This is a genomic window from Streptomyces tritici (genome assembly GCF_048500665.1).
GTDB lineage: Bacteria > Actinomycetota > Actinomycetes > Streptomycetales > Streptomycetaceae > Streptomyces > Streptomyces tritici.
Genome location: NZ_CP183183.1, coordinates 7,015,056 through 7,028,662 on the forward strand (window position 1 = coordinate 7,015,056; position 13,607 = coordinate 7,028,662).

The 13,607-nt window shown below is 74.2% G+C and carries 12 protein-coding genes; 7 read left to right on the forward strand and 5 right to left on the reverse strand.

What is annotated here, in order from left to right:
- The first annotated feature begins 70 nt into the window (after window positions 1-70).
- Window positions 71-2,500 carry an endo-beta-N-acetylglucosaminidase gene (locus ACNJ93_RS32390; RefSeq protein WP_418961036.1) on the forward strand — a complete coding sequence of 810 codons (2,430 nt, stop codon included), beginning with the start codon at window positions 71-73 and terminating at the stop codon, window positions 2,498-2,500.
- Window positions 2,501-2,515: 15 nt separating this feature from the next.
- Here ACNJ93_RS32390 and ACNJ93_RS32395 read toward each other — a convergent pair whose 3' ends face one another.
- Entirely contained in the window at window positions 2,516-4,072 is a 1,557-nt protein-coding gene (locus tag ACNJ93_RS32395; protein WP_418961037.1) for an FAD-dependent oxidoreductase, read from the reverse strand.
- A gap of 190 nt (window positions 4,073-4,262) precedes the next feature.
- Here ACNJ93_RS32395 and ACNJ93_RS32400 point away from each other — a divergent pair, with 190 nt between their 5' ends.
- Window positions 4,263-4,529, forward strand: coding sequence for a hypothetical protein (locus ACNJ93_RS32400; protein ID WP_418961038.1), 267 nt, complete (start codon window positions 4,263-4,265; stop codon window positions 4,527-4,529).
- A 31-nt stretch (window positions 4,530-4,560) separates the two neighbouring features.
- Here ACNJ93_RS32400 and ACNJ93_RS32405 read toward each other — a convergent pair whose 3' ends face one another.
- A complete protein-coding gene (locus tag ACNJ93_RS32405; protein WP_418961039.1) occupies window positions 4,561-5,481 on the reverse strand; it encodes a MerR family transcriptional regulator in 921 nt (306 codons plus the stop codon).
- Window positions 5,482-5,669: 188 nt separating this feature from the next.
- Between ACNJ93_RS32405 and ACNJ93_RS32410 the strand changes: the two genes are divergently transcribed.
- Genes ACNJ93_RS32410 through ACNJ93_RS32420 form a run of 3 tightly spaced genes read left to right on the forward strand, consistent with a single transcriptional unit; the run spans window position 5,670 to window position 8,090 of the window.
- Window positions 5,670-6,110, forward strand: coding sequence for a DUF6325 family protein (locus ACNJ93_RS32410; RefSeq protein ID WP_418961040.1), 441 nt, complete (start codon window positions 5,670-5,672; stop codon window positions 6,108-6,110).
- Between the two features lie 38 nt (window positions 6,111-6,148).
- Window positions 6,149-6,439, forward strand: a complete 291-nt coding sequence (locus ACNJ93_RS32415; RefSeq protein ID WP_418961041.1) for an SHOCT domain-containing protein — start codon at window positions 6,149-6,151, stop codon at window positions 6,437-6,439.
- 49 nt (window positions 6,440-6,488) lie between these two features.
- Window positions 6,489-8,090: an MFS transporter gene (locus ACNJ93_RS32420; RefSeq protein ID WP_418961042.1), complete on the forward strand. Its 1,602-nt coding sequence runs from the start codon at window positions 6,489-6,491 to the stop codon at window positions 8,088-8,090.
- Window positions 8,091-8,102: 12 nt separating this feature from the next.
- On the opposite strand, the gene ACNJ93_RS32425 is transcribed toward ACNJ93_RS32420, so the two are convergent.
- A complete protein-coding gene (locus tag ACNJ93_RS32425) occupies window positions 8,103-9,245 on the reverse strand; it encodes an AI-2E family transporter (RefSeq protein WP_418961043.1) in 1,143 nt (380 codons plus the stop codon).
- 157 nt (window positions 9,246-9,402) lie between these two features.
- Here ACNJ93_RS32425 and ACNJ93_RS32430 point away from each other — a divergent pair, with 157 nt between their 5' ends.
- Window positions 9,403-10,902, forward strand: coding sequence for an alpha/beta hydrolase (locus tag ACNJ93_RS32430; protein WP_418961044.1), 1,500 nt, complete (start codon window positions 9,403-9,405; stop codon window positions 10,900-10,902).
- A gap of 5 nt (window positions 10,903-10,907) precedes the next feature.
- Here ACNJ93_RS32430 and ACNJ93_RS32435 read toward each other — a convergent pair whose 3' ends face one another.
- Window positions 10,908-11,849 (reverse strand): oxidoreductase, encoded by a 942-nt coding sequence (locus tag ACNJ93_RS32435; protein ID WP_418961045.1) that lies wholly within the window; start codon window positions 11,847-11,849, stop codon window positions 10,908-10,910.
- Window positions 11,850-11,959: 110 nt separating this feature from the next.
- On the opposite strand from ACNJ93_RS32435, the gene ACNJ93_RS32440 reads away from it, so the two are divergent.
- Window positions 11,960-12,580, forward strand: a complete 621-nt coding sequence (locus tag ACNJ93_RS32440) for a TetR family transcriptional regulator (protein WP_418961600.1) — start codon at window positions 11,960-11,962, stop codon at window positions 12,578-12,580.
- A 10-nt stretch (window positions 12,581-12,590) separates the two neighbouring features.
- Here ACNJ93_RS32440 and ACNJ93_RS32445 read toward each other — a convergent pair whose 3' ends face one another.
- Entirely contained in the window at window positions 12,591-13,598 is a 1,008-nt protein-coding gene (locus ACNJ93_RS32445) for a DUF7638 domain-containing protein (protein ID WP_418961046.1), read from the reverse strand.
- Between the last annotated feature and the right edge of the window lie 9 nt (window positions 13,599-13,607).

The following is a 13,607-nucleotide window of genomic DNA, read 5'->3' on the forward strand; positions in this document are numbered from 1 at the left end:
ATCTCGTACGTCACGCACGTCCCCGCACGTCCAGCACCCCCACCCCCCGAACGCTGGAACGGAGCCCCGGATGAGACGACCCCTCACCCTCCTGCTGACCGCGGCCCTGATCGCCGCCGTGCTCGGCCTCACCCCCGCGCACGGCGCGTCCCCGCCCGCCCCGGTGCGGGCCGCCGCGGCGGGCGACCAGCCCTACGCCTCGTACTGGTACCCGAACACGATCCTGGACTGGAGCCCGGCCACCGACCCCGACGCCCGGTTCAACCGCTCCCGCGTCCCCCTGCGGCCCCGCGTCTCCGACCCCGCCCTCAAGGCCAACGCCAACGCCCGCGCGGGCGAAGGCGGCGTCACCGCCCTGGTCTCCTTCGGCCCCACCTCGAACAACCCCTCCCAGGGCTCCCTCGCCCCCCACTACTACGCCTTCGGCCACTGGCAGTACGTCGACAAACTGGTCTTCTGGGGCGGCTCCGCCGGCGAGGGCCTGATCCTCGCCCCCAACGCCACCGTCATCGACGCCGCCCACCGCAACGGCGTGAAGGTCTACGGCACCGTCTTCTTCCCGCCCACCGCCTACGGCGGCCAGATCCAGTGGGTCCGCGACTTCGTCCAGAAGTCCGGCAGCACCTACCCCGTCGCCGCCAAACTCGCCGAGGTGGCCCGGCACTACGGCTTCGACGGCTGGTTCGTCAACCAGGAGACCGCCGGCGGCGACGCCGCCCTCGCCACCGAACTGCGCAACGCCATGCGCTACGCCCGCAGCCTCGGACCGGTCGAGTTCATGTGGTACGACGCCATGACCGAATCCGGCTCCGTGAGCTGGCAGGACGCGCTCACCAGCGCCAACGACGCCTTCCTCCAGGAGGGCACGCAGCGCACCTCGGACTCGATGTTCCTGGACTTCGGCTGGAGCGCCGCCGGACTCGACTCCTCCCGCACCCTCGCCCGGAACCTCGGCCGCAGCGAGTACGAACTGGCCGCCGGCATCGACACCGAGGCCAACGGCTACCACACCTCCGTGCCCTGGAGCTCCGTCTTCCCCGCAGGCCAGAGGCACGTCACCTCGCTCGGCATCTACCGCCCCGAGTGGACCTTCACCTCGTCCGCCGACCGGGCCGACTCGCACGCCCGCGAGGCCCGTTACTGGGACGGCGCCAACGGCGACCCGTCGAACACCACGACCACGTCCTCCTGGAAGGGCCTCGCGCACTACATCCCCGAGTCCTCCGCCGTCACCGCCAAACCGTTCGTCACCTCGTTCAACGCAGGCCAGGGCGACTTCTATCACGCGCGCGGCAACCGGGTCTCCTCGACCGGCTGGAACAACCTCTCCCTCCAGGACGTGCCGCCCACCTACCGCTGGCTGATCTCCTCGACCGGCACCCGCCTCACCCCCTCCGTCGACTTCACCGACGCCTACGAGGGCGGCTCCTCGCTGCGGCTGCGCGGCGTCCTCGACGCCGCCAACACCCTGCGCCTGTACCAGACGAAGCTGCCCGTGGCCGCCGACACCAGGCTCTCCGTCGTGGTGAAGACCCCGGCCGCCGGACCGACCCGGCTCAAGGCCGCCGTCTCCTTCACCGACGCGCCCACCGCGTTCACCACCCTCGACCTCGGCTCCACCACGACCACGGGCTGGGAGACCAAGACCCTCGACCTGTCCGCGTACGCCGGCCGCACCCTCGCCCAGATCGGCCTCCAGGCCGCCGGCTCCGACCCCGCGTACGACATCCGCGTCGGACAACTCGCCGTGTACGACGGGACCGTCGACACCGCCGCCGCGCCGACCGGCGTCACCGTCCTCGGCTCGACCGACGTCAGCGACAGCCGCAAGACCCTCCGCCTCGGCTGGACCCCCTCCGCCACCGGCTCCGTGCACCACTACGAGGTGCACCGCCGCAACCCCGACGGCAGCCGCACCTTCCTCGGCGCGACGCCCAACGACGCGTACTTCGTGCCCCGCCTCGACCGCGTCGGCACGGAGACCACCACGACCCTGGACGTCGAGGCCGTCTCCACCGAGTACGGCCGCTCACCCGTCGCCACCACCACCGTCTCCTGGTCCGGCACCGCACCCGGCACGAACCTCGCCCTGAACCGGCCCGCCACCGCCTCCGGACAGTGCAACGCCTCCGAGACGCCGGCCAAGGCCGTCAACGGCAGCGTCAGCGGCGGCAACGCCGACAAGTGGTGCACGCTGACCACCGCCAAGTGGCTGGAGGTGGACCTCGGTTCGACCCGCGCCCTGGACCGGGTCACCGTCCGGCACGCGGCCGCCGGCGGCGAGAGCGCCGACTGGAACACCCGCGACTTCACCGTCCAGGTCCGCTCCTCGACCGCCGACCCGTGGACCACCGCGGCCACCGTCACCGGCAACACGGCCGCCGTCACCAACCACCCGGTGTCCGTCACGGCCCGCTACGTCCGGCTCCAGATCACCCGGCCCACCCAGAACGGCGATCCGGCCGCCCGGATCTACGAGTTCGAGGCCTGGGGACCGTAACGCGGCTCCCGTCCCTCACACGTCCGGCCGGGCACGGCGCGGCAGGGGCTCCGTCGCGGGCCCCTGCAGCACCGTCCCGTCCGGCGCGAACCGCGAACCGTGGCAGGGGCACTCCCACGTCTGCTCGGCCTCGTTGTACGCCACCAGGCACCCCTGGTGCGTGCACCGCGCCGACACCGAGTGCAGCACCCCCGACCGGTCCCGCTGCACCGCCCGCGGCTGCCCGTGGTCCCGCACCACCACCCCGCTGCCGGGCATCAGCGTGTCGAGCGACTCCGCCGGCTCCAGGTGCCGGCGGTCGCCGAGAAAGTGCCCCGCGACGTCCTTCTGCTCCCGTACGAGATCGGGCCAGGTCCGCAGCGGCGCCATCCGCCGGGGATCGAACAGCTCCGTCCACGACGGCCGCGGCCCGCCGAGCAGCTGGGCCGTCAGCAGCCGGCCCGCCAGCACCCCGCCCGTCATGCCCCAGCCGCCGAACCCCGTGGCCACGTACACGTGCTGGGTCCCCGGATGCAGATGCCCCACGTACGGCAGCAGGTCCACCGAGTCCACGTCCTGCCCGGCCCAGCGCAGCGGCGCGCCGTCCTCCCCGAATCCCGGGAAGTGCCGCCGCGCCCAGCTCTCCAGGCGCGCGTACCGCGTGCCGACGTCACCGGCGCCCGGGCGGAACGCCTCGCCCGTCACCAGGAGCAGCCGCCGGCCGTCCCCGTAGGGGCAGGTGCGCACCGACCGCGTCCGGTCCTCCGGAGTGAGGTACATGCCCTGCGGGTCCGCCGACTCCGGCAGGGGCGCGGCCACCACCAGCTCGTGCCGCGGGGAGAGCCGGATCTGCAGGGACGCCGGGACGAACACGGGGTAGCCGGTGGCGACCACGGCATGCGCGGCGTGGACCACCATGCCGTCCTCCGTCTCCAGACGGATGTGGGCGCGCTCGTGCAGGTCGACGACCCGGGTGTGCTCGTGGACGCGCCCGCCGGCGGCGGTGAACGCGTCCGCGAGCGCCGTCAGCAGGGCCGCGGGATGGAACTGGTACTGGTCGTCGAGACGGACGGCCGCGGCCACCGGGAACGGAAGCTCCGTCTCGGTGACGAAGTGGGCGTCCAGGCCGGCGGCCCGCGCCGCCGCGGTCTCCGCCCGGACCTCGGCGGCGCGGCCGGGCTCGGTGACGTAGGTGAAGGCGGACCGCCGTTCGAGTTCGGCGTCCGTGTCCAGCTCGGCGCACAGCGCGGCGAACCGCGCGACCGCGTCCTGCTGCGCCGCCGCGTACAGTTCCGCGCCCTCCGTGCCGACCGTCCGGCGCAGCCGCTCGTAGGTGAGGCCGTGCAGGGCGGTGACCTTGCCGGTGGTCGCCCCCGTGGTCCCCGACAGGATCCGGTCCGCCTCGAGGACCACCGCCTCGCGGCCGGCCCGCGCCAGCTCCCAGGCCGTGACCAGGCCCGCGATGCCGCCGCCGATCACGGCCACGTCGACCGTCAGGTCCTCCTCGAGCCGGGGCCGCGGCCGGCGGTGCGCGGTGGCCAGCCAATGCGACGGCGGCCCGCTTCCGCCGTTGAGGTCCAAGGGGTCGTGCATGGCGAGCCTCCCGCCGGATCGTGCCCCCCTCGTGGCGTACCCGCTCTGTCGGTTTACCCGCTGGCCGGCACGGCATGTGCCCCGGCGCCCGGCGACCGCCGGGGGTGACCGGGCGACGACCGCCGGTGGCCGGCTCCGCGGTGCTCGATACGAGGGGGCGTTGTCAGTGCCGGCTGCGATGCTTGCGGGCATGGACGAGCTGATGAGAGGGCGTGTCTACGGCGCCGACCACGACGACCCCGACCCCGGGCCGCGCCCCGGCCGCGCGTACCGCGAGCTGGTGGCGGGCCCGCTCGACGGACTGCTGCTCGACGTCACCGGCTGGCCCGAGGACCGGCTCCGCGAGCCGGTCGCCCTGCCGACGGAGATAGGCGCGTACGGCCCGGGCGGGCACGCCCAGTACGCCCCGCGCCCCGGCGACCCGAGACGCTGGGACTGGCGGGGCGACACGCCGTAGAACCGGTTCGGCGCGATCGGGCGGTGCCGGCTCAGGCGGCGGGTCCGGTCTCGGTGTGCAGGGCCGCGAGGAGCCAGTCGTGGGCGGCTCCGGCGGTGGTGTGGCCGGGGCCGAACACCTCGGCGGCGAGCTCCCAGTAGGCGTCGATCCGCGGGTCGGCGGCGAGGACGCGGCCCAGCGCGCGGCGGAACGCGGGCGTGTCGCGCGCCCTGGCGGAGCGGGCGTAGGCGGCGACGAAGCAGTCCAGCGCCTCGCCCGCGCCGGGGGCCAGGCCCGCCCGCAGGCTCGGCGCGGCCAGCGCGTACGCCTCGTCGAGGCCCTCGTACAGCACCGCCGGCCGGTGCCCGCCGTCCGCGAGGTGGGCGGCCGGCTGCCGGCGTTCGCCACCCCCGCACGGGGCGGCGACGAGGGCGTGCAGCCGTGCGAAGGCCAGCACCTGACCGGTCGACGGGTCCTCCGGCGGCTGCGGCACGGTCCGCTCCAGGACGGTCGCCACCACCCGCGCGGGCATCCGCGGCGGCAGCCAGCGCCGCCAGAACCGGGCCAGCGCCTCCGTGCTCGGCGGCACCGGCACGGCGCCCACCAGCCGCAGCCGCTCCGCCCGCTCCTCGGGCGCGCAGTCCCGTACGAGCGTCAGCGCGGCCTCCCGCCAGCGCAGCGCGGCGCGTTGCGCGCCCAGCTCGCGCAACCGGCCCTCCACGACGCCCTCCAGGACCTCGCCGTCCTCGTCGGCCAGCACCCGCGCGACCTCCGGCACCGGCAGGCCGAGGGTGCGCAACGACCGGATCAGCCGCAGTCGTTCCAGCGCCTCCGGCCCGTACCGCCGGTGCCCGCCGCCGCTGCGGCCCGCCTCGGGCAGCAGCCCGCGGTCCGAGTAGTGCCGCACGGTCTTGACGGTGACCCCCGCCCGCTCGGCGAGCTCGCCGATGCTCCAGCCGCGGTCCGCCCCCATCGCAGCCCCTCCCTGCCCGTGTCCCACGGCGCACCAGTATCCCGCGCCCCGTCCGAGGCCGGCCTCCGGTCTCCGAGGGGTGCACCTGGGCAGCCCGCCTCGGCGGGAGATCCGGCGGGAACGGTGCCAGGATGAGGAGTGTGCGTCGGCCGGGCGTGTGCACGCCCGGCCCGTCGAGAGGAGCTGACGTGTCCGCAGAGCCCGACGAGCCCGGCCCCATCGACTACCTGGTCATCGAGTTCCCCGGCAGCCGCTTCACCGGCGAGGGGCTTCCGCTCCTCGGGGACCTGGTCGACCGGGGCATCATCCGCATCCTCGACCTGACGTTCGTCAGGAAGGCGGAGGACGGGTCGCTGTTCGGCATGGAGCTGGCAGACGTGGACGCCGACGGAGAGCTGGACCTCACCTTCTTCGAGGGCGTCTCTTCCGGTCTGCTCGGCGAAGAGGACAGAGCCGAGGCGGGCGGTCTGCTGTCCCCCGGCGACTCCGCCGCCATCCTCCTCTACGAGAACCTGTGGGCCGCCCCGCTGGCCGCAGCCCTGCGGCGCGCGGGCGCGCGCATGATCGCCAACGGACGGATTCCCGTCCAGGACGTCGTCGCCGCGCTGGACGCGCTCGACGCGGCCTGAGGACGGCCGTCCCCCTCCGCACCGAACGGGAGGCACAGATGCCAGGACTGCTGCGAGGCATCGCACGCACCGCCGTCGTCGCCGGCACGGCCACCGCCGTCTCGAACCGCGTCTCGCGCCGTCAGGCCGGCCGGTGGGCCCGGCAGGACCCCGTCTACGAAGAGCCGCCTCCGCCTTCGCCTCCGCCGGCCGCTCCGGCGCCCGTCGCGCAGGAAGTGCCGATGGACGTCAAGATCGCTCAGCTCAAGGAGCTCTCCACGCTGAAGGAGCAGGGAGTGCTCACCGAAGAGGAGTTCGCCGCGCAGAAGGCCCGGCTCCTTGGCACCTGAACCAGGGACGGCGACGCGACCGGCGGCGGGCAGATGGAAGCCGCTGGTCGTGCTGGGGACGGCCCAGTTCCTGATGGTGCTGGACGCCTCCGTCATGAACGTGTCCATCAGCCGTCTGGTGGAGGACTTCGACACCGAGGTCACCGCCATCCAGGCGGTCATCACCCTCTACACCCTGGTGATGGCCGCCTTCATGCTGACGGGCGGCAAACTCGCCGACATGTTCGGCCGGCGTCGCGTGTTCGTCGTGGGACTGGTCGTCTACGGGATCGGCTCGGGACTGACCGCGGTCGCTCCCACCCTCGGCGTGCTGGCGCTCGGCTGGTCCGTCATCGAGGGCCTCGGCGCCGCACTGGTGCTGCCCGCCCTCGCCTCGCTGGTCGCGGGCTCCTACGAGGGCCGCGACCGCGCCGTGGCCTACGGGGTCGTCGGCGGTCTCGCCGGCGCCGGGATCGCGGTCGGCCCGCTGCTGGGCGGCTGGGTCACCACCTACCTGACCTGGCGGCTGGTCTTCGCCGGCGAGGTGGTCCTCGTGGCGATGCTCCTGCTCCTGATCGGCTGGCTCCCTCCGCAGCGCCGGCCGGCCGGCCGGCCCGGACTCGACGTCACCGGCGTGGTGCTCTCCGCGGCGGGCCTCGCCCTGATGGTCCTGGCCGTCCTGCAGAGCGGCACGTGGGGCTGGGTACAGCCGCGCAACCCGCCGTTCACGGTGCTCGGCTTCGCGCCGACCCTGTTCGTGGTGGCGGCGGGAGCGGCCCTGCTGTATCTGTTCTGCCGTCACGAACGGCGGCGGGAGGCCAGGGGGCGCGACCCGCTCGTGTCGCTGGACCTGCTGAAGAACGGAGCACTGCGCTCGGGGCTGGCCACGCTCCTCAACCAGAACACCATCCTGCTCGGCCTGTTCTTCGTCATCCCCCTCTACCTGCAGATCGTCCAAGGGCTCGACGCCTTCGAGACGGGGCTGAAGCTGCTGCCCGTCTCCCTCGCCATGCTCGCCGCCTCCATGTGCGGCAGCCTGCTCCTTCGCGTCGCCTCGCCGCGCACCGTCGTACGGGCCGGGCTGGTCGTCCTGCTCGGGGCGACGGTCTGGCTGATCACGGCGATCGAGCCGGAGCTGAAGGGCGGGTCCTTCGCGGCGGCGATGACCTTCCTCGGTCTCGGCCTGGGGCTGCTCGCCTCCCAGCTGGGCAACGTCGTCCAGTCCAGCGTCCGCGAGCAGGACCGCAGCGAGGCCGGCGGACTGCAGTACACCGCGCAGAACCTGGGCTCGTCGCTGGGCACGGCGCTCATCGGCGCCCTGCTCATCGGTGCGCTGGCCGGCTCCGTCACCTCGAACGTCGAGGACGACCCGCGCGTCTCGGACGCGGTCGCCGACCGGGCCGCGGTTCGGGTGGAGGCGGGTGTCTCCTTCGTCCCCGCCGACGATCTCGCCGCCGCGCTGGCGAAGGAGCCCACGATCCCGCCGACCGAGGCGGCCGCGCTCGTCGAGAGCTATCAGAAGGCCCAGATCGACGGCCTCAAGGCGGCGGTCCTCGCGTGCGGCGGAATCATCCTGGCGAGCTTCCCGTTCACCCGGCGCCTGCCGGGTGAACGGGCCGGGCCCAGCCGCCCCAAGAGCGGCGGCGTCCGGCCCGACGGCCACGGGACGTGAGGGATCCGGCCGTCACGGTGCGGCGGGAACCGGGGCCGGCGAGGCGTCGGCGTCCGGTTCCTCGTCCGGTTCCCCGGGGGCGGGGTCCTGGCCCGGTTCGACGAGCTGCTCGCGCAGGTAGTTCCAGAACACCGCGACGAGCGCCGCCACGGGGACCGCGAGGAGGCTGCCCACGATGCCGGCGAGGCTGCCGCCCAGGGTCACCGCGAGCAGGACGACGGCTGCGTGCAGCCCGAGACCCCTGCTCTGGATCATCGGCTGGAACACATTGCCCTCCAGCTGCTGCACCACGACGATGATCGCCAGCACGATCAGCGCGTCGGTCGGCCCGTTCGACACCAGCGCGATGAGGACCGCGACCAGTCCGGCGAACAGCGCGCCCACGATCGGCACGAACGCGGACACGAACGTCAGCACCGCCAGCGGCCACACCAGGGGCACGTCGAGGATCCACAGCCCGAGCCCGATGAACACCGCGTCGAGCAGACCGACGAACGCCTGGCTGCGCACGAACGCGCCCAGCGTGTCCCAGCTCCGCTCGGCCACGACCGGCACGTCGACCGCGAGCCGGCCGGGGAGCTGACGGGCCAGCCACGGCAGGAAACGCGGCCCGTCCTTGAGGAAGAAGAACATCAGGAACAGCGCCAGGAAGGCGGTGACCACACCGCTGAACACCGTGCCCACCCCGGACACCACGGCCGTGACCATGCTGCCGATGCTGCTCTGGACCCGCTCCACCGCCGAGTCGAACGCGCCGGTCAGCTCGTCCTGACCGATGTTCAGCGGCGGTCCCGCGGCCCATTCCCGCAGCCGCTGGATGCCCTCCACGACGCCCTTCGACAGCTCGCCGGACTGGGACGCGACCGGCACCGAGATGAGCGCCACGATGCCCGCGACGACCAGCAGGAACGAGAGGGTGACGGTGGTGGCAGCCAAGGCGGGGGGCCAGCCATGCCGGCGCAGGAACCGGGTCGGCGGCCACGTCAGGGTGGTGAGGAACAGGCCCACGATCAGCGGCCAGACGACCGACCACATGCGGCCGAGGATCCACAGCGCGACCGCCGCCATCAGCAGCACCAGCAACGACTCGGCGGAGACGCGGGCCGCGGTTCTCAGCGCGGCGGCCGATTTCGCGGAACTCAACGAGGCAGACATGGGGCCACCCTATGGAACGGCCTCCGCCCGCCGGGCCCCGCCCCGGAACCCGCCCCTGCCGGCGCCGGAACGCGCCCCCCGCCCTCACTTGAATCTCCCCCAGGGGGAGTTCCTACCGTGCCCGGGCAGTCGACAGGACCGGACCGAGGGGAGAGTCATGACGGCATTCGTTCTGGCGGCGGGGGCGTACACGGGCGGCTGGGTGTGGGAGGACGTCGCGGCGCGGCTGCGCGCCGCCGGCGCCGAGGCGCATCCGGCGGTGCTGACCGGGATGGGCGGCGACGCGCCGCCCGCCCCGCCGGGGACGGGTTTGGAGCGGCACGTCCGGGAGGTGGTGGAGCTCATCGACCGTATCGAGGACCCGGACCTGGTCCTCGTCGGCCACGACTACGGCGTCCACCCGCTGGTCGGCGCCGCAGGGCTCCGCCCCGGACGGGTCACCCGCCTCGTCCACGTGGACACCGGGCTCGTCCAGGACGGGGCGCCGGCCCTCGCCCTCGTCCCGGATCCGTCCGTCCACGCGGTACCGACCGGCGACCACGGGCAGCTGCCGCCGCCCGGCTCGCGGGCGGACTGGCAGCGGTGGGGGAGCACCGACGGGATGGACGACGAGACGCTCGGCCTGCTCGTCCGGCGGGCCGCCCCCCAGCCCCCGGCCACCCTCACCGAGCCGCTCCGCGTCACCGCCGCGGCCGCCGCGCTCCCGGTGACCGGCGTGCTCTGCACCGGCAACGGGGCGAGCATCGCCGGCGTCCAGGCACTGGTCGAACTCGGCGACCCCCGGCTCCAGGCCCTGACGGACCCGGCGGTCACCTTCTTCGAACTGGCCACCGGACACTGGCCGATGCTCTCCGCGCCCGACGAGCTGGCCGACGCCCTGCTCGCCGCCGCCAAGGGCGAGGGACACCGGCTGACCCGCCGGCCCGAGGGCGAACCGCCCCCTCACCTGCGGCCGTTCCTGCTCGACCCGCCGCAGCGGCGGCGCGAGCGCGTGGGACGAGTCGACCTGTACCTGCCGGAGACCGACACCCCCCGCCCCGCGGTGGTGTTCGTCCACGGCGGCCCCGTGCCCGCCGGAGCGGAGCCCACGCCGCGCGACTGGCCGGGGTTCGTCGGTCACGCCCGCTGCGTGGCGGACCTCGGCGCGGTCGGGGTGACCCTGGACCACCGGCTGCACGACGTCTCCGCCTACCCGCGGGCCGCCGAGGACCTGGCCGAGGCCGTCGACCTCGTCCGGGCCGATCCGAGGGTCGACGCGGACCGCGTCGCCCTGTGGTTCTTCTCCGGCGGCGGACTGCTGTCCGCCCGGTGGCTGGCCGAGCCCCCGTCCTGGCTGCGCTGTGTGGCGGCCACGTACCCGCTGCTCGCGCCGCTGCCCAACTGGGGCCCGGCGGACCCCTGTTTCGACCCGGTCGCCGCCCTGAGTGCCGACGGGAAGCGCCCTCCGATCGTGCTGCTCCGCGTCGGACGGGAGCGCGCCGAGCTCGCGGCGACCGTCGCCGCGTTCCTGGCCGCCGCGGACGAGTCCGGCACCGATGTCGAGGTGATCGACCTGCCCGACGGCGAGCACGGCTTCGAGACCGTCGACCACTCCGACGACGCCCGCCGGGCGGTCGAACGGACACTGCGCGCGGTGCTCGACCGCCTGGAGGACTGAGCCGGCTACCGGCGCGCCGGTCCGGGGAGGGCGAACCGTACGTCGGTCAGCCGCTCCGAGACCTCCCACAGCCGGCGGCCGGTCGCGGCGTCCGTCGCCCGCGCCGCCGGCCGGACCCGGCTCGGCGCGCCCCGCAGCTCGCCCGGCCCGCTCGGGCCGTAGAACTCGCCGCCCCGCGCCTCGGGCGCGGTGGCGGCGTACAGCTGGGGCAGCGCGCCCTGGTCGGGGGACTGGGCGAGGGGGACGAGCAGGCGGCCGAACATCGCCTTCACCAGGCCGACCGAGCCCGCCGCCAGGGCCGTCGCCGCGTAGCCGGGGTGGGCGAGGAGGCTGCGCACGGGGCTGCCCGCCTCGGAGAGCCGGCGGTGCAGTTCGTGCCCGAAGACGGCGTTGGCCAGCTTGGAGTGGCTGTAGAACCCCATGGGGTGGTACGCGCGCCGCTCGCCGGACAGGTCGTCGAAGTCCAGTCGGCCCTGCCGGTGCTTGAGCGAGCTGACCGTGACCACGCGGGGGTCGCGTCCGGCGGCCAGCAGGTCGAGCAGCAGTCCGGTGAGCGCGAAGTGGCCGAGGTGGTTCGCGGCGAACTGCAGCTCGTGGCCCTGGGCGCTGAGGGTGCGCGGCGGCGCCATGACCCCCGCGTTGTTGACGAGCACGTCCACGTGGGTGCGGTCGGCGCGCAGTCCGTCCGCGAAGGCGCGTACGGAGGACAGGTCGGCCAGATCCAGCCGGCGTACTTCCAGGCTCGCCCCCGGCTGTGCGGCGGCGAGCTCCGCGACCGTGCGGCGGCCCTTCTCCTCGTCGCGCACCGCGAGGATCACGTGGCCGCCCCGGCTGGCGACGGCCCGTGCGGTCGCCAGACCGAGGCCGCTGGTGGCTCCGGTGACGACGAACACCCGGTCGGTCTGGTCGGGGATGTGGGCGGCGGTCCATTGCTGATGCCGAGTCATGCGGCACACGTTGCCCTCTGTGTCACTCGGTGTCAAGGACGCTTCGCAGTGCCATGTATGGCATGCGACGGTAGGATCGACCGGTGAGCACTCCCCGCCCCGACGTGACCATGGCCGAGCGCAAGCGCCTGCTGGTCTCCACCGAGTTGACCGAAGCGGCCCTGCAACTCCTCGCGCAGAAGGGCTTCGACGGCGTCACCGTCGATGAGATCGCCGCCGCCGCGGGCGTCTCCAAGCGGACCTTCTTCCGCTACTTCGCGTCGAAGGAGGACGTGGTCGTCCGCTTCCTGACCGAGATGGGCGCGGACGTCCGCACCGCCCTCGCGGAACGCCCCGCCGACGAGCCGCCGTCCGTCGCCCTGCTGCACGCCGTACGACTGCCGCTCGACACCTGCGGCGAGCACACCGACCGCGCCCTGAGCGTCGTCCGGCTCATCCTGCGCACCCCCGCGCTCCTCGCGCGCTTCCTCGAACGGCAGGCGCAGTGGCGCGACGACCTGGCCGGGGAACTGGCCGCCCGCCTGGGGCTCGACGCCGACGCGGATCTCCATCCTCGCCTGGCGGCCGGCATGGCGCTGGCCGCCTACGACACGGTGCTGCGGCGCTGGAGCGACGGCGAAGGCGCGGACGACCCCGCCGAACTGGTCGAACGCGCCTTCGCCGTCATCGCGCCCGCCCTGGACGCCGTCGTACCCGCCCTGGACGCCGTCGCGCCCGCGCGGAAGGACTGACGCCCTCGGCTCACACGGGCAGGCCCAGCTCGCTCAGCCGCAGTTCGTCGCGGACGAGTTCGAGGAGCCGGCCCATCCAGTTGCGCCCGTCCGCCGGCTCGCACCCCCAGAAGCCGTCGTCCGGGTCGGACCAGTCGGCCCGCCAGTGGATGCGTGCCGTCCCGGTCCCGGTCAGCACCGCCGCGAGCTCCGGATGCCGCTCGTACTTGGCCCGCAGCAGCGCCGCCATCACCGCCGTACGCGCCTGCGCCGGCGGGTCCAGCGCCGCCCACGCCTCGCTCACCGAGGCGTACTCCGTGCCGCCGACCCGGATCGGCGCCGGCCACTCGTTGCGCAGCACCGCGAGCCCGGGCGGCTGCGGCGCGCCCCGGCCGGGCGGCCAAGGGGCGAGCAGGACGGTCGGGTCGGGACCGGGCACGGCCACGGGAGCCGGGCAGGCGCGCGGATCGCCCCACTCCTCCTCGAAGTAGGCCAGGGATTCCCGGTACTGATCTTCCGTCACCTCTGGACCGATCCCCATGGCCAGGTCGTACAGCGGGCCGTCGCCCACCGAATGGTCCGCGAGCGCCATGTGGCGCTCGTGCTCCGGAATCTGCTCGTACGCGGCGCGGAGCGCGGCCCGCCGCTCCTCGGTGGGCTCCGCACGGAACGCGTCCACGGCCAGCCAGGCGCGGGCGGTGGAGTCCAGCCGGCCGTTGAGGTCGTCGATGTCGTCGCGGACCTCGGCGATCAGCGACTCGGGGGTCAGGTTGCCCGACAGCACGCGGCCGAACTCCCACTCCACCGTGGCGTGGACGGCCGCGCGCATGCCTTCCTCGAACCGGGTGACGATCCGGCCGCGCCGGACGTCGGCGGCGAACTCCTCCAGCGTGACCAAGCCCCAGCAGTCGACCATGCCGTCGGCGTAGATCCCGAGCTGGACGAGGTAGTGGTGGTCGCCGTTGCGGAGGAACGCCGGACGCGAGACACCGGGTATCCGCTCCCCGTCGACCTCGCGGAAGATCTTCTGCTTGCTCACCGGGGGAGT

Bases quoted from the DNA above. Each gene is read 5' to 3' on its own strand.
- ACNJ93_RS32390 (WP_418961036.1), top strand. From the start codon at position 71: ATGAGACGACCCCTCACCCTCCTGCTGACCGCGGCCCTGATCGCCGCC.
- ACNJ93_RS32395 (WP_418961037.1), bottom strand. From the start codon at position 4,072: ATGCACGACCCCTTGGACCTCAACGGCGGAAGCGGGCCGCCGTCGCAT.
- ACNJ93_RS32400 (WP_418961038.1), top strand. From the start codon at position 4,263: ATGGACGAGCTGATGAGAGGGCGTGTCTACGGCGCCGACCACGACGAC.
- ACNJ93_RS32405 (WP_418961039.1), bottom strand. From the start codon at position 5,481: ATGGGGGCGGACCGCGGCTGGAGCATCGGCGAGCTCGCCGAGCGGGCG.
- ACNJ93_RS32415 (WP_418961041.1), top strand. From the start codon at position 6,149: ATGCCAGGACTGCTGCGAGGCATCGCACGCACCGCCGTCGTCGCCGGC.
- ACNJ93_RS32425 (WP_418961043.1), bottom strand. From the start codon at position 9,245: ATGTCTGCCTCGTTGAGTTCCGCGAAATCGGCCGCCGCGCTGAGAACC.
- ACNJ93_RS32430 (WP_418961044.1), top strand. From the start codon at position 9,403: ATGACGGCATTCGTTCTGGCGGCGGGGGCGTACACGGGCGGCTGGGTG.
- ACNJ93_RS32435 (WP_418961045.1), bottom strand. From the start codon at position 11,849: ATGACTCGGCATCAGCAATGGACCGCCGCCCACATCCCCGACCAGACC.
- ACNJ93_RS32440 (WP_418961600.1), top strand. From the start codon at position 11,960: ATGGCCGAGCGCAAGCGCCTGCTGGTCTCCACCGAGTTGACCGAAGCG.